Annotated in this window: 22 protein-coding genes; 7 read left to right on the forward strand and 15 right to left on the reverse strand. The window is 50.9% G+C overall.

Annotated features, from left to right (window positions below; genetic code table 11):
• Positions 1-3: 3 nt before the first annotated feature.
• On the reverse strand, positions 4-1,119 hold the full coding sequence (locus MCJ35_RS14065; RefSeq protein WP_025486679.1) for an ROK family transcriptional regulator: 1,116 nt from the start codon (positions 1,117-1,119) through the stop codon (positions 4-6).
• A 230-nt stretch (positions 1,120-1,349) separates the two neighbouring features.
• Between MCJ35_RS14065 and MCJ35_RS14070 the strand changes: the two genes are divergently transcribed.
• Positions 1,350-2,024, forward strand: coding sequence for a FadR/GntR family transcriptional regulator (locus tag MCJ35_RS14070; RefSeq protein WP_025486678.1), 675 nt, complete (start codon positions 1,350-1,352; stop codon positions 2,022-2,024).
• Positions 2,025-2,124: 100 nt separating this feature from the next.
• Here MCJ35_RS14070 and MCJ35_RS14075 read toward each other — a convergent pair whose 3' ends face one another.
• Positions 2,125-2,277: a hypothetical protein gene (locus MCJ35_RS14075; protein WP_155858504.1), complete on the reverse strand. Its 153-nt coding sequence runs from the start codon at positions 2,275-2,277 to the stop codon at positions 2,125-2,127.
• Between the two features lie 136 nt (positions 2,278-2,413).
• On the opposite strand from MCJ35_RS14075, the gene MCJ35_RS14080 reads away from it, so the two are divergent.
• Positions 2,414-3,055, forward strand: coding sequence for a CatA-like O-acetyltransferase (locus MCJ35_RS14080; RefSeq protein WP_025486676.1), 642 nt, complete (start codon positions 2,414-2,416; stop codon positions 3,053-3,055).
• A 44-nt stretch (positions 3,056-3,099) separates the two neighbouring features.
• On the opposite strand, the gene MCJ35_RS14085 is transcribed toward MCJ35_RS14080, so the two are convergent.
• The 5 genes from MCJ35_RS14085 to pyrE are packed head-to-tail and all read right to left on the reverse strand — an operon-like array spanning position 3,100 to position 7,084.
• Complete coding sequence (locus MCJ35_RS14085; protein ID WP_025486675.1) at positions 3,100-5,400, reverse strand: aminopeptidase; 2,301 nt, start codon at positions 5,398-5,400, stop codon at positions 3,100-3,102.
• Positions 5,401-5,416: 16 nt separating this feature from the next.
• Entirely contained in the window at positions 5,417-5,740 is a 324-nt protein-coding gene (locus MCJ35_RS14090; protein ID WP_025486674.1) for a hypothetical protein, read from the reverse strand.
• Positions 5,737-6,210, reverse strand: coding sequence for a VanZ family protein (locus MCJ35_RS14095; RefSeq protein WP_025486673.1), 474 nt, complete (start codon positions 6,208-6,210; stop codon positions 5,737-5,739). Before MCJ35_RS14095 ends, MCJ35_RS14090 begins: the two co-directional genes overlap by 4 nt.
• A 15-nt stretch (positions 6,211-6,225) precedes the next feature.
• A complete protein-coding gene (locus tag MCJ35_RS14100; RefSeq protein WP_025486672.1) occupies positions 6,226-6,375 on the reverse strand; it encodes a hypothetical protein in 150 nt (49 codons plus the stop codon).
• 31 nt (positions 6,376-6,406) lie between these two features.
• The gene (pyrE, locus tag MCJ35_RS14105) at positions 6,407-7,084 is read right to left on the reverse strand and encodes an orotate phosphoribosyltransferase (RefSeq protein ID WP_025486671.1); all 678 of its coding nucleotides are present in this window, start codon (positions 7,082-7,084) and stop codon (positions 6,407-6,409) included.
• Between the two features lie 474 nt (positions 7,085-7,558).
• Here pyrE and MCJ35_RS14110 point away from each other — a divergent pair, with 474 nt between their 5' ends.
• Complete coding sequence (locus tag MCJ35_RS14110) at positions 7,559-8,536, forward strand: hypothetical protein (protein WP_240299540.1); 978 nt, start codon at positions 7,559-7,561, stop codon at positions 8,534-8,536.
• 169 nt (positions 8,537-8,705) lie between these two features.
• Here the strand turns inward: MCJ35_RS14110 and MCJ35_RS14115 are convergent, their stop codons facing one another.
• Genes MCJ35_RS14115 through pyrF form a run of 3 tightly spaced genes read right to left on the reverse strand, consistent with a single transcriptional unit; the run spans position 8,706 to position 11,536 of the window.
• Positions 8,706-9,608 (reverse strand): dihydroorotate dehydrogenase, encoded by a 903-nt coding sequence (locus tag MCJ35_RS14115; RefSeq protein ID WP_025486669.1) that lies wholly within the window; start codon positions 9,606-9,608, stop codon positions 8,706-8,708.
• 17 nt (positions 9,609-9,625) lie between these two features.
• Positions 9,626-10,558, reverse strand: a complete 933-nt coding sequence (locus MCJ35_RS14120; RefSeq protein WP_240299541.1) for a dihydroorotate dehydrogenase electron transfer subunit — start codon at positions 10,556-10,558, stop codon at positions 9,626-9,628.
• Between the two features lie 60 nt (positions 10,559-10,618).
• On the reverse strand, positions 10,619-11,536 hold the full coding sequence (gene pyrF / locus MCJ35_RS14125) for an orotidine-5'-phosphate decarboxylase (protein WP_008717553.1): 918 nt from the start codon (positions 11,534-11,536) through the stop codon (positions 10,619-10,621).
• Positions 11,537-11,697: 161 nt separating this feature from the next.
• On the opposite strand from pyrF, the gene MCJ35_RS14130 reads away from it, so the two are divergent.
• Complete coding sequence (locus MCJ35_RS14130; protein ID WP_025486666.1) at positions 11,698-12,588, forward strand: class I SAM-dependent methyltransferase; 891 nt, start codon at positions 11,698-11,700, stop codon at positions 12,586-12,588.
• A 38-nt stretch (positions 12,589-12,626) separates the two neighbouring features.
• On the forward strand, positions 12,627-13,571 hold the full coding sequence (locus MCJ35_RS14135; RefSeq protein ID WP_240299542.1) for a GNAT family N-acetyltransferase: 945 nt from the start codon (positions 12,627-12,629) through the stop codon (positions 13,569-13,571).
• A gap of 19 nt (positions 13,572-13,590) precedes the next feature.
• Here the strand turns inward: MCJ35_RS14135 and MCJ35_RS14140 are convergent, their stop codons facing one another.
• Positions 13,591-14,373, reverse strand: coding sequence for a PHP domain-containing protein (locus MCJ35_RS14140; RefSeq protein WP_025486663.1), 783 nt, complete (start codon positions 14,371-14,373; stop codon positions 13,591-13,593).
• A gap of 422 nt (positions 14,374-14,795) precedes the next feature.
• On the opposite strand from MCJ35_RS14140, the gene MCJ35_RS14145 reads away from it, so the two are divergent.
• Entirely contained in the window at positions 14,796-15,239 is a 444-nt protein-coding gene (locus tag MCJ35_RS14145; RefSeq protein ID WP_025486662.1) for an Hsp20/alpha crystallin family protein, read from the forward strand.
• 141 nt (positions 15,240-15,380) lie between these two features.
• Here MCJ35_RS14145 and MCJ35_RS14150 read toward each other — a convergent pair whose 3' ends face one another.
• Positions 15,381-17,039 carry an amidohydrolase gene (locus MCJ35_RS14150; RefSeq protein WP_025486661.1) on the reverse strand — a complete coding sequence of 553 codons (1,659 nt, stop codon included), beginning with the start codon at positions 17,037-17,039 and terminating at the stop codon, positions 15,381-15,383.
• A 121-nt stretch (positions 17,040-17,160) separates the two neighbouring features.
• On the opposite strand from MCJ35_RS14150, the gene MCJ35_RS14155 reads away from it, so the two are divergent.
• On the forward strand, positions 17,161-18,723 hold the full coding sequence (locus MCJ35_RS14155) for a phospholipase D family protein (protein ID WP_240299543.1): 1,563 nt from the start codon (positions 17,161-17,163) through the stop codon (positions 18,721-18,723).
• A 27-nt stretch (positions 18,724-18,750) separates the two neighbouring features.
• Here MCJ35_RS14155 and MCJ35_RS14160 read toward each other — a convergent pair whose 3' ends face one another.
• From MCJ35_RS14160 to pepF, 3 genes are read right to left on the reverse strand one after another with little or no spacing between them, the layout of a single operon-like run.
• Positions 18,751-19,254 carry a GNAT family N-acetyltransferase gene (locus tag MCJ35_RS14160; protein ID WP_025486660.1) on the reverse strand — a complete coding sequence of 168 codons (504 nt, stop codon included), beginning with the start codon at positions 19,252-19,254 and terminating at the stop codon, positions 18,751-18,753.
• Position 19,255: 1 nt separating this feature from the next.
• Complete coding sequence (locus MCJ35_RS14165) at positions 19,256-20,647, reverse strand: MATE family efflux transporter (RefSeq protein WP_025486659.1); 1,392 nt, start codon at positions 20,645-20,647, stop codon at positions 19,256-19,258.
• Complete coding sequence (pepF, locus tag MCJ35_RS14170; RefSeq protein ID WP_025486658.1) at positions 20,644-22,428, reverse strand: oligoendopeptidase F; 1,785 nt, start codon at positions 22,426-22,428, stop codon at positions 20,644-20,646. Before pepF ends, MCJ35_RS14165 begins: the two co-directional genes overlap by 4 nt.
• Positions 22,429-22,460 lie beyond the last annotated feature (32 nt).

Raw genomic sequence — 22,460 nt, forward strand, 5'->3', positions numbered from 1 at the left:
CCCTTATCCCCGTTTCCTGCTTGACAAAGAGTAGGTTGGCGTTATCTCCCGGATACACATGCCAATCAGACCGTAAATGCTCTGCTCCCTGATATCATCCAGCTTAATCAGCTTGGGAACATGCTCTTCGCCAATGCATTCCTTTAACAATTCCTCAATTCCCTTTACATCCGCCCTTGAAATCCGGCTGCACACCAGTCCCACCACCTCCGGGTTGATGACACAGATAATGCTGAGAAGCCCGTTGGCAACCGTGCGCCTTAAAAGGCTTTTAAGCTCCTTCCTGCGCGTGCCGCTGCTCTGTCTGATTTCCTCTTCCAGATGGCTCATGGTGTGTTCAAAATCCCCTTTATACCGGCTGTTCCCGTCCTGCCTCCCAGCGCCCTGGCTCACCGGCAGGTAACTCAGCTCCCCTGCAAAGTTCGTGGAACCCTTAAACAGCTCCCTGCCCAGAATCAGGCCGGAACCAATACCCTGTTCCAGGTATACCAGGGCCAGGCTTTCCACCTTATCCTTGTACTGGCCATAATACACGCCCATGGCAGCCAGGTTGATATCATTCTCCAGAAGCACCGGGGCGCCGTACTTCTCTTCCAGTACATGGGCAACATCCATGCCCTCCCAGCTAGGGATGTTAGGGATGTTGGTTACCACACCTTCCTTCACGACACCCGGCACGCCAAGGCCTATGGCCGCAATCTCATGGCCTGTGCAAAACCCGCAAAGGACATCCAAGGCCCTGTACGTGTCCTCCATCACCTCGTCATAGGAATCCGGCCTTACGGGAAATTCCTTTCTGTATATGATATCCCCTATGCTGTTGGACACGGCGCCTATGTACATATTGCAGTCATAATGGAGTCCTATGATATAGTGCAGCTCTTCATTTATCTCAAAATACTGGGCCCTGCGCCCAACCGACGAATCCTGCACATTGCTGAGCTTTACCTTATTCTCCTTCACCAGGATATCGACGGTCTTGTTCACCGTCACCAGGCTCAGGTTGGTCAGTCTTGCAATCTCCGGCTTTGTAATGGGTCCGTTCACCTTGATGATGCCCTCTATTACATCCTTGTTCAAAAGCTTGATCATTCTGGGAGTCCCTACCATCTCAGCCATATCCTCATCTCCTCACCGTGGAATTAATAAATAAACTTTATTAATTAAGTATGGCTATATTATATGCACAAACCAGGCATATGTCAATACTTATCCGTCAATTTATCTATTTTATTTTTTCACCAACATATCTTTTTATGCACTTTCCATATCCACCCTGTTTTTTGTCTTATCCGGTATACATGCAATGATAAAAATAGTATAATAACAAAAAAGAATCAGGTGGTAAGATGAATCAAGAAAAAATGCTCTCACAGAACGCAGCCGAAACCATATTATCCATGATAACGGTTGAAAAGCGGTTTTCAACCGGGGACAGGCTGCCCAATGAAACAGAACTGGCAGAAGAACTGAATATAAGCAGGACCACGTTAAGGGAAGCAATCAAAATACTCATCGCATATGGTATCCTGGAAATCCAGCGCGGAAGAGGCACCTATGTCATCAGGGACACCCTGCCCCAATCCACGGAGCTTAAATCCCTGGCAACCGTAAAGGTCAATGCCAGGGACCTCTATGAGATGCGTCTCATATTTGAGCCTGAGGCCGCTTATCTGGCTGCTGTCCGCGGCACGGACGCTGAAATCAGGCGCATCACGGGATATGGAAAGAGAATCGAGGAAGAAATACAGAACGGGCAGGACAGGACCAGTGACGAACATGCCTTCCACAAATCCATTGCCCAGGCAACCCACAATGAATTCATGAACCAATTAATGCCGATTTTATACCAGGCCATTGCCAAAGGCGTCTGCCTGGCCTCCGGGAGCGGCAAAGCCATACAGGACACCGTCACGGACCACCGGCTAATCATGGAATTCCTGGAGCAGCGCAATGCCGAGGGCGCAAGGAATGCCATGAAGATCCATATCATGCACGCCATGAAGGAACTGGACATGGAGTGAGACGTAAGCCGTTACCCCACCGGGGGCCCTGTACCTGAGCCGGAAAACTGAATATCCCATGATGAAAGCCAGTATCCGTCCATCCGGCGGCACTGGCTTTTTAATGTCCACAGCCCATTATTACAGAAGCTGTCCAGAGTTTCATTCCTTCCCGAAGTATCATTCCTGTCTGGAGTTTCATTTCTGTCTGGAGTTTCATTCCTTCCTGGAGTTTCATTCCTGCCTGGAGTTTCATTCCTGCCTGGAGTTTCATTTCTTTCTAGCATAGAAGTGACATATAATCCTATGAAAAACAAACCCATATACATACTATGTCTTATTGACATCATATGTCTACAGGCGTATAATCAATCCATATAATAAATCATTCAAAACGGAGGTCTGCAAAGATGAGAGAATCAAAGATAAACTGGATTGACATACCAACCTGGGACAGGGCCATGCATTATCAGGTATTCCGGAACATTCCCCAGCCTCAGTACTGTGTGACATTTGAACTGGACATCACGCAGTTCCTTCCACGGATCAGGAAAAAAGGGTACTCATTTACCTTTTCCATGGTATATGCCGTTACCCGGTGTGCCAGCCAGGTGGAAGCTTTCCGGTGCCGGTTCGTGGATGGGAAGCCTGCTGTCTTTGATACAATCAACACCTCGTTCACATATCTGAATCCTGATACGGAACTGTTTAAAGTGGTGAATGTGGACATGCAGGACACCCTGCGGGAATACGTCGCCCTTGCCTCCAGGACAGTCCTGGACCAGAAGGAATATTTTACCGGCCCCATGGGCAATGACATATTCCAGTTTTCCCCATTCCCATGGGTATCCTATACCCATATTTCCCACACGGACTCCGGTAACCGTGACAATGCCGTACCGCTGTTCGACTGGGGAAAATTTTATGAAAAAGGCGGCAGGATAAAACTGCCATTTTCCGTCCAGGTACACCACTCTTTTGTGGACGGCGTACATATTGGGAAAATGGCAGATCTTCTGCAGACTTATCTTAATGACTTTAACGCCGGATGACCAATCCGGAAATCAACTGATCCGGATACCAACCGGTCCAGACATCATGAAAGTGCTTCATTCAGTTCCTCAGTTCCCGGCAGCACGAACCGTCCCTGCCGGATAATATAAACCTCCTGCCCGTCCTTCCCCACGGCCTTGATGTCACCGAGTTCAGAATAAGGGATGGTAATGTCCGTATGGCAGCTGAAGTAAGCTTTTGACATATCCTCCTTGCGCAGAAGGGATATCTCGTTATCCCTGGCAATGATTTCCTTGCCATCCGGGTTATACATAGGCGAATCCTCGGCAAAGCTGTAACAGGTATCCCCCACCGCAAAGTGAGGTCCCATCTTCTCCGCAATCAGGATGGGCAGCTTATCCCCGATACCAAACTTCCGGGCCATGGCATAGGCAGCCGTGTTGGTGCCAATGGCAAATTCCCCCAGGGGCAGCCACTCATGATTGCGCATGATTACCTGCTTCACCAGCGCCCTGCCCTGGGCAGCACCGTTCTCAGCAGCATCGTTATCGGCAACATCGTTCCCAGCGGCATCGTTATCGGCAACACCGTTCCCAGCGGCACTATTCTCAGCAGCACCGTTATCGATAGCACCGTTCCCGGCGGCACCGTTCTGGGCATCCCCGCCCAGTACAGCCCCATCCGTTTCAAAATTACCGCAGGAAAACTCCGTGACCCTTCCATCCTTAAACCGCATCCTAAGGTTTTTGAACTGATAATCCTCCACATACACATTGCGCACATGCAGAAGCCCTTCTGTCCCGGTCAGGACAGGAGAGGTGAACACCTCGCCCAATGGAATATTCACATCGGAAACACAGTTCTCAAAGTTCGTTTCCCTGCCCGCGTCATTCAGGGTATGGAGCATCACCTTCATACAGGTCTCGTTATCGTCCCGTCCGGTTATGATTATATGCCCGGCCTGATCCAGGGCGTCGATGATGTGCTGCTGGATGCGCTGGTATCTGCCGTAATCCAGGGTGTTAATCCGTATGGTCTCCCGGAATATCTCCTCAAAATCCGGCCCGATATCGGGCTTTGGAAATGCAATGATGGTAAAACTGGTCTCATCCCCTGGCATATACTGGTTTACAATCTGCCTTGATTCATTGGCATAGGCAACCGTCAGTTCCTCCTGGTGTCCGTTAAGGGCCAGGGCTGTTTTCTTGTTGACAGGCGTGAACCCGGCCTCCCCAAAGGTCTCCACCAGGGCCGGTCCGGCGCACCAGGAAGCCAGCTCCTTATACTCCTCATAGGCAGTCTTCAGCACGGAAAGCCTGCGCTCCTTAAAGCCATTACCCATATACAGGGCGCTGTCATAGCGGTGGTCATAATCATACTGCCTGTTGGCCGAAGTCCCATAATAACCACGTTTTCCGCCGGCCCTGCGGTTCACGGACTCCACTGTCGCCCGGTAGGAAATCACGTCCAGGCCCATGGCACGGAAATTCTCCACTGCCTTTCGTATCATCCGCTCAAAGCCCAGCTGGTATTCCACCACCACGGTCTTTTTCCTGGACAGGTCCCGGCCCATGACCTCAAACCCTTTGCGGTAACCCTCGGTATATGTGTCCGCCATCCTGTCAATGGTTTCCTGGGGCAGGCTGTTCATAAAGGATGCCAGCTTCAGTTCAGTATCCGATATATATTCGCCGTACTGATACAGATACTCCAGGCTGCTTAAGTCACTGTCCATGATGATATCCCTGGCAAAGGACAGACCGGGGTCCAATCCCTCCCGCACCCGCCAGGAAACAGTCAGGTCCGTATAATCGCTGACAAACCAGTACAGGGCGTCCTTGACCGCCTGCTTATCAGGCGCATCCCTTCCCTCTTCCCATGCAAGGACAAACAGGTTATAAACCTCCAGGAACACCTCGTTCAGGATTGTCATGTGGGTCAGCCGCATCTCGTAGGCATACACGATATCCCCGCGGATTTCCGTATAGAGAAATGACAGCAGCTGCCCCATGCCATCTGAAAGCTCACTGACCGCATAATCGGGATTGGCATAGCTCTCCCCATAGTTTTCAGGCAGGATATCCTCATACAGGGCGTGGTTTTCCCGCTTAAGTCCTTCCAGGTCCATGTCTGTATGACCGTTTCCGGACGCGGGGCAGCCCGCCGGGTTTTGTCCTCCATCCCCGGCATTTTCCCCGGCTTCTTCCCCTCTTCTCCTGACCACTTCCCCCACCTGCATGATGAATGCAGCTGTCTTCTTAAAATAACTGCCGTAAGGCAGCCTCATCTCCTCCGTCTCCATGGCCTTAATCCGTTCCATGGACAGTTGGTAGCGTTCCCTTACGGCATCATTTTCTTCCTGTAATAAAATTCTGTAATCCATACGCATTTACTCCCATCTATCTTACAAACCCGGTGATTATGATGACAATCCATACAATCAGCAGCACCAGGCTGATACTGATACCAATTTTTGCCAGTATGTAATTACGCTCCTTTTCCGTAAATGACAGCAGCCCGAACCACATTCCCATAAGGGCCGCCGCAATGCTGGCAAACCCCCATGCGCCTGTATTCAGCCCGCCCTGGCCTGCCCTGGCCACGGACAGGTACATACTGCCCGCCCCAAGGCCAAGGCTTAAGATGGCAAGCCCCAGGCAGTAATAGCTGTTCCTTGCAAAGGGATTCCTGACATAAGATACCTTATCCCCAATCTGTTTCACTTCATTAACCTCCTGCGTCTTATCCTGACCCGCGCCCACTGGACGAACCTGTACGCCAGATATCCAAGAGCCGCGCCAAGGGTATTAAGCTGCATGTCATCCACATCAAAGCTGCCTACCATGAATATGAGCTGCAGTGTCTCCAGCATCAGGCTGAAACCAAATCCCAGCATGAGCGTGTTATACCATTTCTTGCTCCTTCTGCTGATGATGGGGAGGAAAAAACCAAAGGGCATGAAAGCCGCGACATTTCCAATCATGTTAATAAGAAACAGCAGAGGCCCAATGGTACTGTAATACCGGAAATATCTGGAGATTTCCTTAAAGGGCACCAGATTATACTGGTACCCCCTGCTGGTGTCCGTCCGCCCGAAGCTCTCTGAAAAAAACATGAAATAAGCCAGAAGGCACAGGTACAGGATAAACAGCACCCAGCCCAGTTTTTGGCGTTTTGTTGTATTTTTAATCATTGGCAGCCCCGTTCGTTAAAATACAATATCTGATTTACGCTTTAAAAGCAGGGCACCGTTTATTATGGAAATGACTCCCACTGTAAGTCCTGTCACTGCAATGATGATGCCGATAACAATACATCCCGCGCCTGTATTGCGCATTGTCTTATATATTTTCTCCATATTCATCGCCTTTCCTGTTGGTAACGTGTTGTCATGCCTGGGCGCCATACTGCTCATAGTAAGCGTCAATGGCTGCCTTTATCTGATCGTCGATGACTACTTTGCCGCCGCAGTCCCTGTTATAAAGATGCTCAACCACATCCGCCATGGATACGATGGCTGCTGTCGGGAATCCGTATAAATCCTTAATCTCGTCCAGGGCGCACTTCGTCCCCTTGCCCCGTTCCATGCGGTTCAAGGATACGATAAGGCCTTTAATCTCCACATTCCCCTGTGCCTTAAGGATTGGGAAGGTTTCCTCAATGGACTTACCGGAGGTGGTGACATCCTCGATGATCATGACCCTGTCCCCGTCCTTTACAGGGCTTCCAAGCAGGATGCCTGTGTCCCCATGGTCCTTTACTTCCTTGCGGTTGGAGCAGTAGCGGATATCCTTGCCGTATAAATCGCTGATTGCCATGGTGGTTGCAACGCTTAAGGGGATTCCCTTATAAGCCGGCCCGAAAAGCACGTCAAAATCCAGTCCAAAGTTATCATGGATTGCCTTTGCATAGTATTCGCCCAGTTTCCTTAACTGGGTTCCGGTCACATAGCTTCCTGCGTTCATGAAGAAGGGGGACTTACGCCCGCTCTTAAGTGTAAAGTCACCAAACTTAAGTACATTGCTCTCAACCATAAATTCTATAAATTCCTGCTTATAGCTCTCCATATTATCATACGCTCCTTATTATTATAGGCATTTTCGCCATTTCTATTTTTCTATTTTCCAAATCTGCCTTACTGTATCATCATAATGTCATTTTATATCAAGCCCATGGGCTTATCCGTCCATTTCCCAATTCCTTCCCCGGGAGATTTACCAGTGTCCCCTCCTTTCGACGATAATAATCGGGAAAGAACCGTCATCAGGACATTCATCCTTGATTCTATCACACCTGGTATATATTTTCAATCTTCAATCCTTATAGAATTTGATTCTGGAAAATTTGTCCCGTTGCCTTTCAGTCATGGTCCGGCCCATGTCCTGGAATTGCCGGACCAAATGGACATGGCTGACCGCTTATGATAAAATATCCATAGTACCATCAGCAGCAAGGTCAACAGCAGGACTGACGGCATGGTCAACAGCGTGACAACACCGGCATGCTCCAAACCATATATGGAAAGGAAGGTTAAAACAAAAATGAAATGCAGATGCGGCGGTCTTTTACATATGAGCGCAGGCGACTCCATACGGGACGGGGTGTACCGTTGGCATGCCTCATACCATTGCAGTCAATGCGGTCAGGAAACGGAAGTGGATGGGACAGGAATCGGCCTTCCGCCTGATATCCAGGACTCCATCACTGCGTTCGAAGGGGTATGGGAGGTGAAGGCAGGCGAAGGACACGCCGCATCTGCCAGCTATTTATTGGGTAAAATCTTAAAAGACTGCCAGCTGCCCGGCATTACCAGGGATTCTGGCAATAGCGGCATGGTCTATTACGGAACCCGTAACCAGGCATTATGGCTGAAGGATAAGATGATTCAATCCGGGATGGCTGAACAGGGCCTGATCTGTCAGGAAGCCGTGTGTGAACACGTTCTTGGCCCCGAAGACATAAAGGCCTGGCTTGGCAGCCGCTATGATGCTGTCCACCATCTCACCGGGAAGGTACTCCTCACCAAATGGCCGTCCTCCAAAGCGGAGGGCCTGCTTAAGATTAAAAAGACATTCAAATTACAGGTATCTGCATCCGTGTTACTGAAGGCAGGGCTTCCCTATATCATAACAGACCGCCTCATCCAATGGGATGCCCTGGAACGCATGGAGGAAACAGGCTGCCCGGAATGCCTTGAATTTGTCTGTGATACCCAGGTGGCGGATGGAAAGGGATATTTTTCTTTTAAAGAGGTCCTGATCCGGTATGCCGGAGAGGAAACAGGTATAAAGCGTTGTGATTTTCACAATACCGTGGAATGCCGGATTGCCACTGAGGAACAGGCGCTGGAACGCGCAAGATCAGAATGCACCATCGGGTACACGGATACCCGGGTTTACCGCGACTTCACGGACCAGATGTGGCTTGTCTTATTCTTTACCGCCAGTGCCCTGGGCGGCTGCCAGGAAGTTTATATGGACAGCAGCGGGATTACAAGGTTAATCGTGTATGGTGAATGAGAAGCATGGAAGCCGTGGATGTGTTATACATCAAGTTCCACCCACAAGGCAGGGAACGAGAAATCATGTAAAATAACAGACCTGGACGCGGATTCAATCCCACGTCCAGGTCTGTTTCATATATGGACCAGATCATCTTAAGAACCAACTATCTTACCACCCTAACCAGCTACCTTACCGCCCCAATCAGCTGGCTTATATCGTCAATCCCATACCGCTCCATATAGGACCGGATTCCTTCCACTGCTTCCACCGTTGCATAAGGATTGTGGAAATTAGCTGTACCGATTGCCACTGCACTGGCGCCTGCCAGGATGAATTCCAGGGCATCCTCCCCATTCATGATACCGCCCATACCGATAATGGGCACCTGTACTGCCTGGGCTGTCTGGTAGACCATGCGCAGGGCCACGGGCTTGATGGCAGGGCCGGAAAGCCCTCCCGTCTTATTGGCCAGGGCAAAGGCTCTTTTGTGTATATCAATCTTCATGCCGGTAAGGGTGTTAATCAGGGAAATGGCATCCGTTCCCCCGGCCTGGGCCGCCTTGGCCATGACTGTGATGTCCGTCACATTGGGGCTTAACTTCATGATGATTGGCTGCTTTGCATGTGCCTTCACCGCCTTGGTAATGGCCTCAACCGCTTTGGGGTCCTGTCCAAAGGCAATACCGCCTTCCTTTACATTGGGGCAGGAGATGTTAATCTCCAGCATATCCACCGGCTCATCCCCCAGCCGCTCCACCACATCAATGTAATCCTCCGTAGTCCTGCCGCATACATTCACGATAATCCTGGTGTCGTATTGTCTTAAGAAAGGGATGTCCCTTTTGATAAACACATCAATCCCCGGGTTCTGCAGCCCGATGGCATTAATCATCCCGCCGTAAGTCTCTGCAATCCTGGGCGTGGGGTTGCCGGGCCACGGCACGTTGGCCACGCCCTTTGTCACAACAGCCCCCAGCTTGTTCAAATCCACAAATTCGCTGTATTCCACGCCGGAGCCAAATGTGCCCGACGCCTCCATCACCGGATTCTTGAATTCCACACCGGCAATCTTTACACTCATATCCATCTTCCGGGCCACCTCCATCATAGTTCAATCTCATCTGCCAGGAACACGGGACCGTCCTTGCAGATACGTTTGTTGTGCACCTGGGAATGGCCGTCCACATCCTTGGACTGGCACACACAGGCCAGACATGCCCCTACACCACAGGCCATCTTCTCTTCCAGGGACAGGAAACAGGGGATACCCAGCTCAGCCGCGTACGCTTTCAGCGCCCGGAGCATGGGGGTGGGTCCGCAGGCATAGATGATGTCCGCTGACAGCCCCTGTTCCCTTATGGCATCCAGTACATTTCCCGCCGTGCCTGCGCTTCCGTCCTCGGTTGCCACATGGACAGGCCCAAATGCCGCAAATTCATGTTTCAGGAACATCTGGCTGTCCCTGTATCCCAGGATGGACTGAACCAGCCCGGTCCGTCCGCCGTCCTGTTCCGGCAAGCCTCCATCCGGCTGCGCGCCAGCCTGTGCCAAAGCGCTTCCAGCCGGCTGCGCACCGGCCTGTGCCGAAGCGCTTCCAGCCAGCTGCGCACCAGCCTGTGCCAAAGCGCCTCCATCCAACCGTGCGTTGGCCTCTGCCAGCGCTTTTGCCAGTTCCAGCATAGGCGGGATACCAATGCCGCCCCCAATCAGGAACGCCTTCTTTCCAGGCTCCATGGGGAATCCATTGCCCAAAGGCCCCAGCACGTCGATGGTATCCCCTGCCTTCAGCTGTGAGAACTCCTTTGTCCCTGCTCCGGCAATGCGGTAAACCAGGCGCAGTTCCCCGGCCTCCCTGTCAATGCCGCACAGGCTGATCGGTCTTGGAAGCAGCTTTGCGCCGTCCTTTGTATAAAGGGAAACAAACTGGCCCGGCACAGCATCCTCTGCAACCTGGGCCGCCTTTATCCTCATATCAAATATATCCTCAGTCAGCTGTTCCTGTCCTGTAACCACAGCCGTCATCTTTATCTTTGCCATAGAAAATCTCCATCTTTATGTTCTTACAGCACCGGCAATGCCTGCCGGTGCTGCAGTTATTTACAGTACGCTGTTAATATCATTCACCATATCCACAACAGCCTGTCTGGATGCCCCGCCAAACTGTTCCGGACCAAACTGCTTATACTTCTCCTGCTTATAGGCGGCAATAATGCCTCTGGATGAGTTCACGATGGCGCCCAGCCCGTCCTCATTAAAGCAATGCTTTAAATCCTCTGCCGTACCGCCCTGCGCGCCATACCCCGGCACCAGGAAATACGTATGCGGCATGAGCCTGCGAAGGATCTTACTCATCTCAGGATAGGTGGCTCCAACCACGGCGCCCACGTTGCTGTATGCGCCGTCCATGGAGGATTCCCCCCACTCCATCACCTTTTCAGCCACCCACTCATATAAGGGCCTTCCGTCAATGAGACGGTCCTGGAACTCGCCGCTGCTTGGGTTGGAGGTCTTCACCAGCACGAACAGTCCCTTGTCATCGCTGCTGCACACATCCACAAACGGCTTCACGCCGTCTGTCCCCAGGTATGGGTTCACGGTCAGCATGTCCACGTCAAATCCGCTGAAAACATTGCTTCCCACCTGCACCTTGCCCAGGTGTCCGGCTGCATACGCAGCAGAGGTGGAACCGATATCGCCCCTCTTGGCATCGCCAATCACGATTAGTCCCTTTTCGTGGCAGTAATCCACTGTTTTCTTATATACAATAAGACCTTCTATGCCAAACTGCTCATACATGGCAATCTGCGGCTTAACAGCCGGAATCAGGTCCCATGTATGGTCAATGATTTCCTTATTAAATTCCCAGATGGCCTCTGCGGCTCCTTTCAGGGTTTCACCGTAGGTGTCAAAGGATTTCTTCACCACATGCTCCGGCACATAGGACAGCATCGGATCAAGTCCGACACAGATGGGGGCATTGGTTTTCTTTATCTTTTCAATCAACTGGCTAATCATAGCGTCCTCCTTATGTATGGGTACTGAAAAACTCTTTCCCCATTCTAACATATAAAGTATCGTGTTTCAAGGGCGGAACGTATTTACTCTTCCTGATTTTTATTGTATGCTAATACTACCTTACAAATCAGAAAACAGCAACAGGATCAGGAGAAACCATCATGAGTGTATTTCATAAAGACAGGGAACTGGACCACATGTTTGAACTGCAGGAGAAAAACAGGGACAGCGGTCCTGACCGCACGGCGGACATGTGGGACAAGAGGATGAAAAACTGGAAACAGAACTTCTGGACAGCCAACCTAAAGGACAATGGTTCCGGCAAGTCCATGCGCAGGGTCAGGGAAACCGCCGCTTATCTGAAGCAGGCAGGGGTCCTTGGACCAGACACGGATGTGATTGACATCGGCTGCGGCCCGGGACGCTTTGTCGCGGAGTTTGCCCGCACCGCCCATATGGTGGTGGGCGTGGACATTTCCCCACGTGCCATTGAATACGCCCGTCTGTTTACAAAAGAGACCGGGCAGATGAATACCAGCTTCCTTGTCAGCGATTTTTCATCCCTTAATCTTGAAGCTGCCGGCCTTAACCGTACATATGACCTTGCATTCTGCTCCCTCTCTCCCGCTGTCTCAGGCAGGGAGGGCCTCAACAGGTTCATGGGACTCACCCGCTCCTGGTGCTGTATGAACTCCATTGTATCAGGCCGTCACGGACTCCACCAGCGCATTGCCAGGGAGGTCTTTAATAAGGAGACGCTGGAGAGCTGGAACGGACAGCATTTTTACACCACCTTCAACATCCTTCTGCTGTCAGGTTATCAGCCCGTAACCAGCTATTACCAGCAGGTCAAGGAAAATGAACGCCCGGCCAGCAGGGAATTCGCAGAGATATCCGCCTCCATCATACTGCCGGAAAAGGAACGGACCAGCGATGCGATTGATAAGATATACCACTGGATGGAAATGCACGCCGACACAGAGGGCAATCTCCATGAAAGCTCCCTGTTTACCTATGGGCGGCTGCTGTGGAACATCCACCAGACATATTGACTAAGGAAACCGATTTTAATAGAAGACAGGGGAAAATCATGTTCAGGACAGAAACAATGACAGCAGGCCACAAAGATTATCCAAGCGTAAAAAGACTATATGGAACCGCATTTCCAGCAGAGGAACGTGTTCCTATCCGTTATCTGGAAAACGGCCACCAGGGAAACGGGGACTTCATTGCATTTTACGAGGATGATGCATTCTGCGGATTTTTCTATCTGCTGACCTTTGGGGACCTTACCAACATCCTGTTCCTGGCGGTTGAGGAATCCTTAAGGGGCCATGGCTACGGCACCATGGCGCTTCAGGCCATCCGCAGCATGAAACCTGATAACCGCATCATCCTGGACATCGAGGCCGTGGACAGGCATGCGGACAACCACGGCCAGCGCCTGATGCGCCGGAATTTTTATCAGAAGAACGGGTACACCGGATCCGGCATCACCTACCGCTGGCGCGGCGTGACATATGAACTTCTGATTGCAGGGGGAACCATAACAGAAAAGGAGTTTAAAGAATTCTGGAAAATGCCGGACAGGCAAAGGGACTCCCTGATGGAAGGACTTTTACAGAAGCCTTATGCCGTGATTGATATATTCCCGGCACAGGTTCCGGCTGACCGGAGCAGTGTATATCTGGAAACAGAAAGCTGGTTCCTTAATAACGGTGAATCCAAACGTCTTGCCCGTAAATTGGCACGCATTCTGGTAAAGCTGCACTGTTACTTTGATATCGACATGCACACAGAGGGCTGGCACAGCGGCATATCCGCTGCAAGGCTGGAAAAAGCAGTGCGTCACGCCGTGAAAAACAGCAAGGGAGGACTGGGCCTGCTTCTTGCACAGGAGCAGACCTTAATCTGCCTGGAATGCAGCTCCCTCCATATGACCGTATACCATCCAAGCAGCAGGGTACGGGAAATCCTAAAACCCCTGGCTCAGTCGGAAGGATTGTTCTGGCGGGAGACTCCCAATGATTTTTAAACGGAAACAGACCCTCAATCTATGCTTCAGCAATAAGCCTGTTTAGTTCCGGGATTTTCCAGCCTACATCTTCCGGGCAATGTGCATCCGAAACAGTGATGATTTTGATATTATGTTTTTTCATGCATCTCAGCAAATCCTTATTCATACCAACTTCAGCAGTATCGGGACACCTTCTGTTGATGCCGCTGCTTTGTTCCGCATACATATTTTGCCCGGAAAGCGCCTGGGCCATTGCTTCATAATATCCATCAAGTGAAAATGTAGGCGTATGGCCGAACAGCTTTATGCAGTCAGGATGGGCGATGCCGTCATATATGCCGCTCTGAATCAGTTCCAAAGATGTTTCAAAATACCTTTGGTATATCCGGTCCACATCCTTGCCATCCCAATGTCCGGCTTTGTGATCAAAGGCAAAATCATCCACAAAATGAACGCTGCCTAAAACGAAATCAAAACCCCTGTCCTTTGTCAAACCAGCCACTAATGCCTCAAACTCTTTGAAATAACAGATTTCAAGTCCAAATTTGATTTTTATCGGAAATGCACTTTTCCTGGCTTCATGGATAAGCCTCAAATAATCATCCAGCCCCAGCACCCCCGCCTGTCTATGAAACCATTGATTGACATATCCGCTGTATGCGCATACGGAATCATACATAGGAACAAATTCGCGAAAACGGTAACAATGCTCAAGAAGCCATATTTCATCGAGGCCATGCTCAAGGCCCTCATCTGCAAAACGCCCTATCCATTCAAGCGTGTATCTGCCCCGTTCAATATGAATGTGGCCATCTACCATAGCGCAAACCTCCTCTGCACAAAACATAACAATATCACGGTTGTTTTTGGGATTCCATTATACCATATCCTTTGTTGATTTACCATTTTATATAAAACCCAAAATCAAACCCCAAAATCAGGCTTCACACTTTTTTAATAAAAAATTAGCACTCACCTCTTGACAGTGCTAACAATCGTGCTATAATACAGTTATGAAAAATAAAACAACTCAAACAGTTTAACAAATATTAGCAAGGATTCTCCCATCCTCTAAGGTGGTGAGATGAATTGCCAAAAACAAACTTAACGGCAGTGGCGGGCAGAGAGTAATCGGTATCCCCCACTGCCATGAGGTCAACCACGCATCTACGTAGGATGCAGTCGCACTTCGACAATATACCGAGCGTGGATTGAAACAATATATTTAAGGAGGATATGATCATGATGTTAATCCCAAGAAGAAACTATGGACTTAATTTATTTGATGAATTTTTCAATGACCCATTTTTCAGCGGTTCCACCGAAAAGGGCAGTGACAGCAAGAAGCTTCCCATCATGCGTACCGATATAATGGAAAAAGATGGAAACTACCTTATGGAGATTGAACTTCCCGGATTTAAGAAAGAAGATATCAAGGCAGAATTAAAGGACGGCTATCTCACCATTACGGCTGAATCCAATAACTCCGCTGAAAACAAGGACGAGCGTGGTACTGTTATCCATAGGGAACGCTACACCAGCTCCTGCAAGAGATCCTTCTTTGTGGGAGAACAGATCCGACAGGAGGATATCAAGGCTGGGTTTGAAAACGGCATCCTGAAGCTTCAGGTACCAAAGGACAGCCCTAAGGTGGAAGATACGCCAAAGTATATTGATATCCTGTAATATGGCTTACCGTACAGCCTGCAGTAAACCGTTCCACTTATTTACCACCACTCCCTTTTCATATATATCATATGTCATGCAGGATGCCGCCGGGTCCCCCAACCCTGGCGGCATCCTGCATTCTGTGATGATCACGCCATGTCATTCTGCATGCCCATCCATCCCCTGCGTCTGCCTCTTCCATATCAGCCTGTCCTCCTTGATTGTAGCCAGTACCCGGATATCCCTTATGGCCTCCGGTTCCACGGACATGGGATTCCTGTCAAGGATTACAAAATCAGCCACTTTCCCATTGACAATGGAGCCTTTTTCATTTTCCTCAAAATACTGATACGCTCCGTTTATGGTCAGGGCCTTTAATGCTTCCCATACAGGCAGGCATTCCTCCCTGCCAAGGACCATGCCGCCCTTTGTCTCCCTGTTCACGGCGCACCAGAGGGTTTCCAGCATATCCGGGCGGATGACCGGGCTGTCCTGATGCAGGGTAAATAGGATTCCCTCCTTCAAGGCCAATCCTGCCGGGCTTATATGGCTGGCCCTTTTGATGCCGAAATTGCGGACATGCACATCGCCCCAGTGATACACATGGGCCAGGAAAAATGAAGGGATTACCTTTAATTCCTTTACCTTGGGAAGCTGGTCCGGCGAAAGGAGCTGCGCGTGGATCATGACGGGACGGATATCCCCTGGATAAGATGTATTGCCCTTCTTCTCCCCCAAAATCCTGTACGCGGCCTCCAGCTGGTTCAAATACTGTCCGCAGGCCATGTCGCCGTTACAGTGGGCCAGCAGCTGCATGTCATCCTGTTCTGCTTTCATGATACCGGCTAATACCTCCTCATCGGAAAGCGTGCCGTATCCTTTATAATCAGCCGGCTGGTTCCATCCCTCTACCTGCTCATAGGGTTCCCGCATCCAGGCTGTCCTGCCCTGTGGGGAGCCGTCCAGGAACATCTTATAGCCGCCAAGTTTTATATGGTTCCTGTAGCATTTTACATAATCCTTCATCGCTTCCGCCACCGCATCGCTTTCCCGGATATCGGCATATGCCACCAGGTCCAGTTTCAGCAGGCCGGCCCCCTCCAGCATCCGGTACAGGGGCAGAAGCTTTGCAGGCAGCATTCCTTCCTGGACCGTGGTGATGCCGTTGGATGCATACAGCTCCTGGGCGCGGCCATAGGCCTTCAGGAACTCCTCGGGCGACGGCATGGGAACCTTGTCCTGGTACTCCAGGAATGCCCTTTCCTCCATATATCCGGTGGGAATCCCATCCTCCTTTTCAATAAGGCCGCCCTGGGGGGACCGGGTCTGTGCATCCACTTCCAGCTGGTTTAATGCCATGGTGTTGAATACGCCCATATGGCCTGACTGATGCTTTACAATCAGCGGGTTCCTGGGACTTGCCTTGTCCAGCACCTTCCTCCTTGGATGGGTTCCTTCCCCCAGGCTGTTGTGGTCATATCCTGCCGCCTGGATCCACCTGCCTTCCGGTATCTTCTGCTCCCTTATAAATGCCTGGATACACTGGATGATTTCCTCAAAATCCCGGGCATGGCTTAAATCCACCTCCATGGTCTGGCTGGCACAGGCCGTAAAATGGCTGTGGGGGTCAATGAATCCGGGCAGCATCACATTTCCCTGTAAATCTGCCATCTGGACTCCCGGCTGCGCCATCTCCTTCAAAGATTGGTAGTCCCCGACGCCAAGAATCCTCCCATTCCCAGTGAGTACCGCACCCACACACGGCTTTTGGTCCTCCATGGTCAGTATGGTCCCGTTATGATAAAGTGTCTGTCCCATATACTGCTCTCCCTTCCCAATCATGTGTTTTAAATGATTTGACTTTCTTGTCCATTCTTAGTATATTACCCTATAGATTGATTCCCATTTGTTTAAAGTATGCTCACAAAAGGAGTTCCTTATGATTGTCAAATGGATTAAAAAACACAGGGTCCTGACCGTCCTGCTATTTGTATTCCTTTATCTGGTCATCGGCGCAACCGCGCCCTTTTATCATTATAAACCGGTTTCCGGGATAACGAAAGCCAATACTTCTGCCTCAGACTTCTATCAGGATGGAACCGGCTGTGACAGGGCCATGATCCTGGAGACGAACCAAAGCGCATGGGATGAAAGGATGCGCCTCATGAGCCTGGCAAAGGAACGGATCATACTGTCCACCTTTGATTTCAGGGACGGCGAAAGTCCCAGGGACATCATGGCAGTCATGCTCCATAAGGCAGACCAGGGGGTGAAGGTCCAGATTCTGGTGGATGGGTTCTCCGGGCTGGTGCGCATGGAACGGAACAGCTATTTTTACGCACTTTCCAGTCATCCCAATATAGAGATTAAGATTTATAATAAATTGAACCTGCTTCTGCCCTGGAAGACCCAGGGCAGGATGCACGACAAATACGTGATTGCTGACGACTACGGCTATATCCTTGGGGGCCGCAATACCTTTGACTACTTCATCGGCTCCTATCCCACCAATTCCCGCAGCCATGACCGTGAGGTCCTGGTCTATAACACGGCCCACGGCACTGCCGGGACCAGCCAAAGTTCCCTGAACCAGGTGGAGGCTTACTTTAACCAGGTGTGGGATCTGGATGTATGCTCACTGTTCCATGATGATGAAACGCTGGCTGAAAAGGATTCTGTTCAAAAGGCAGCCGGGGTTTTAAGGGACAGGTATGATATGCTGGCAAAGGAAAATCCGGAACTGTTAGGCTGGGAAATGGAAAAATCCGCATCCTGTGGCGCACCGGGACAGCCCGCCTGCCCCGCCCTGCCCATTGACCCGGACATCAATGATGATGACCAGGAGATACTGGCCTCCATCAAGCCAGCTCCCCTTGCCTATTATGAGGAACACACGGTTCCCGCCGGAAAGATTACCCTTGTGTCCAATCCCACGGACATATATGCAAAGGAACCAGTGGTTTTCTACACCATGACGGAATTGATGAAAAGCGCCAGGGAACAGGTTGTGATCCACACTCCCTATGCCGTATTCAACAGGCACATGTACGACGCCCTGACAGAGGTAACGGCCCATGTCCCGGTAACCATGATGATTAATTCAGTTGAAAACGGAGACAACTTCTTTGCCTCCAGCGATTATCCAAGACATAAAAAGTCATTCATCCAAACCGGTATGGAAATCCTGGAATATGACGGCGGCCTTTCCTACCACGGCAAGTCCCTTCTCATTGACCATGAACTGTGCGCCGTGGGATCCTATAATTTTGACCTGCGCAGCACCTATATGGACACGGAACTGATGCTGGTCATCCAAAGTCCCGAGCTTACATCCCAGCTGGAGGAATACATGGATTCCTATCAGGCCGACTGCAGGAGGCTCCTGCCGGATGGCACCTATGACATACCGGAACACATCACGGTTGCTTATGTCCCGTTTTATAAAAGGGCGGCGTGGAAGGTGGTCGGGTTCGTGATGCAGCCCTTCCGTTTTTTGATATGAATGGAACATGGATGCACAACACCGGGCTTATTTCAGCTTCCCATAAATGCAAAGATCATAAACCCGTCCTTCTTTTACAACTGCATTCTTCAGTATTCCCTCCAGCAAAAACCCGTTCTTCTCCAGTACCCGGCGTGAACCGCTGTTGGGTTCATAGACCAGCCCGGTAATACGGATGATATCCAATGAGGAAAATGCGATATCACATATCTGTCCCACTGCTTCGGTCATGATTCCCTGTGACCATTTTTCCGTAATGAGCAGATATCCGATTTCCGCATCCTTCCCATAAACATCTGATTTCTGTTCAACGGAAATATTCCCCACAATCATCCCATCCACTGAGACAGAGCGGAAAATGCCGTCTTTCCCATCGTGTCCCTCCACCATCTTAAGCCACCAGTCTGCATCCGCCTCCGTATAGGGAAACGGAAGGCGGCCGGTCAGATAGCTCCGGTCAGCCGCATTACATATTGCCATAAGGCTTTCCTTGTCATTGACAGTCCATTTTCTTAATTCAATCTTCCCCATCCTATATCACCCTCCTATCCTTCCACTTCCCTGTCATATACCGGCTAAAGGAAATCACATAGTTGGCAATCCAGCCCATGGGCACCGCATACCATACAGCCGCAACGCCCCACACAGGAGCAAAATGGAAGGCTGCGTAGACACGTATCCCTAAGTTGACCAGGTTGGCAATGGTGAATACCAGCACGTCGCCGGAACCGCGCAGCACGCCGTCCGTCACTGCCTTTAGCCCAATGAACAGGAAGAAGTATGCGATGAAGGACAGATATCCCGTGCCTGCGGCATATGCCTCCGGGCTCATGTCCCCGCCCAGGAAGGAGGCAATCACCGGGCCGTTGAACAGGGATACCACCACCGCGATCACGACGGCAAACCCCAATATGATCCGGTAGCTTGCACGGTAGCCTTTCCTTACACGCTCCAGCTTTCCCGCGCCAATGTTCTGTGCCGTGAAGGTTGACACGGCATTGCCCGTGGCAATCATGGGCACCACGCAGATGGATTCAATCCGGCTTCCGGCGGAGTATCCGGCCAGGGCGGCGGAGCCGAATCCATTGACAACCGACTGTACCAGCAGCATTCCGATGGAGACAATGGACTGCTGCAGGATGGACGGCACCGCAATCCTGGTGCCTGAACCCAGCATGGCCCTGTCATAGAACCGGAAAACATCCTCCCATGAACGTTCATAGCCCTTCAGCTTCTTTAACAGCAGGCTGAAGGAAATCAGCGCGGAGATTCCCTGGGCCATGACCGTGGCAATGGCAACGCCGTCCACGCCCATGCCCAGCCATGTGACGGAGATGATATCCAGGACCACGTTCAGGATGGAGGAAAATATCAAAAGATACAGGGGCGTCCTGGAATCACCCAGGGCATTGAATATGGCTGCCAGCACATTATACATGAACAGGAACGGCAGTCCCAGGAAATAAATCCCCAGGTACAGCCTGGCCTGTCCCATTATGTTTTCCGGCGTATTGAGGGCTGTCAGGATTGTCCCGTTCATGGCAAATCCCACGCCCAACAACACCAGGCTTACGGCCAGGAAGGTGATAAGGGCAGTGGAAATGGATGTCTTCATCTTTCCATGCTGCCTGGCGCCCAGATACTGGGATGTCAGCACCGAGGCCCCGTTTCCGCCTCCAATGGCAATCATGATGAACACATTGGTCAGGGCATAGGATGCACCCACTGCCGCCAGTGCATCCTCACCCACGAAGTTGCCCACAATCATGGAATCCGCCATATTGTAAAACTGCTGGAACAGGTTGCCCAGGATCATGGGAAATGCAAACATCAGCAGACTCTTCCCCGGACTCCCTTCCGTCAGGTCAACCTGTTTCTTTAACTGACGCCCTGAGGCGTTTTCACTTACCGTATCCTGACTCATCTCAATCCCTCAAATTCATCCAGAAGTTCCCCAAAGAATGCCAGCGCCTCATCCACCGGCCTGGTGGTGGACATATCCACGCCGCACAGCTTTAACAGTTCGATGGGCGTCATGGAACAGCCGCCGCTTAAGAATTTCTTATAGCCCTCCAGCGCGCCCTCTTCCCCCTTCATGATCCGGCTGCTGATTGCCACTGCCGCGGAAAACCCGGTGGCATACTGGTACACATAAAATGGGGTATAGAAGTGGGGTATCCTCTCCCATTCATAGTCAATCTGGGCATCCACCTTCATTTCCGGCCCAAAGTAGTCCACATTCAGCTGGCGGTACATCCGGCAGAGGCTCTGCGCTGTCAGGCTTTCCCCTGCGGCCCCTTTCTTATGGGCCATGTCCTCGAACTCAGCAAACATGGTCTGGCGGAACAGGGTCCCCCTAAAGCTTTCCAGGAAATGATTCAGCAGATATGCCTTTTCCTCCCTGCTCCCCGCCTTCTTAAGCAGATGGCGGATTAAAAGCGCCTCATTGCAGGTGGAAGCCACTTCCGCCACAAATATCTTATATCCGGCATAGGTAAAGGGCTGGTTCTTATCGGAATACCAGCTGTGGATGGAGTGTCCCATCTCATGGGCCAGCGTGAACACGTCGTTGAGCGTGCCGTGGAAGTTAAGGAGTACGTAAGGGTGGCTGCCATAGGTTCCCCAGGAATACGCCCCGCTCCTTTTTCCTTCATTTTCATACACATCAATCCAGCGGCTGTCAAAGCCTTCCTGGAGGATGGACAGGTATTCCTCACCCAGGGGCGCCAGGCCTTCCTTCACAATGGACTTGGCCTCCTCATAGGTATAGCGGCGGTCATATTCAGCCACCATGGGCACGTACAGGTCATACATATGAAGCTCATCCACGCCCAGCAGTTTCCTTCGCACCCCGGCATAACGGTGGAGCTTTGGAAGGTTATCCCGTACCGCCCGGACAAGGTTGTCATAGACCAGTTCCGGCACCTCATTCCCAGCCAGGTAGTACTGTCTGCTGGATTCATACTTCTTCGCCCTTGCATAGAACACGGCCTGCTTGATATTGGCGGAAAATGCAGCCGCCAGGGTGTTGGAGTACTGGGCATACACACTGTAAATCCCTTCAAAGGCATCCTTCCTGATCCTGCGGTCCTGGTTCTCCATCAGGGAAATGTAGTTGCCGTGGGTTATCTGCACAGCCTCCCCGTTCTCCCCTGTGATCACAGGGAACTTCACATCCGCATTGTTGAACATGGTAAATATCTGGCTGGCTCCCTGGGTGGCATCATAGGACTGGGCCAGCAGCTCCTCCATCTCCCCGGAAAGGGTATGCTCCCTTTTATTAAGCACCATCTCCAGCGCACGCTTAAAATGGCTGATTCCATTGTCCGCCTTCATGTATGCATCCAGCTTTTCCTCTGGCATGGAAAGGATTTCCGGCACAATATAGGAGGAGTACTCAGACGCCTTGTAGGACAGGGACTGGGCCCTGGAAAACATATCCTGGTATCTCTGGTCTGCGGTATCCTGGTCGGAGCGCATCCTGGAATATACATAGAGAAGTTCCGTCTCCCTTGATATCTCATCATCAAACTTCAGGCACGCGTACAGCGTATCCGCGGATTCATCCAGTCTTCCCTTGTAATCCGCATACTGCTTTACCTTGGAGGACGCCTCCTCAAACAACTGCTCCCACCGGCTGTCGCTGGCAACCATATCCTCCAATTTCCATGTGTCCTTGATTTCCACTTCACTGCGCTTCTTCATGCGGCCACGCTCCCTTCTTACCTAATGTGTGT

The sequence above is a fragment of the Enterocloster sp. OA13 genome, assembly GCF_022440595.1.
Taxonomy (GTDB): Bacteria; Bacillota; Clostridia; order Lachnospirales; family Lachnospiraceae; genus Enterocloster; species Enterocloster hominis.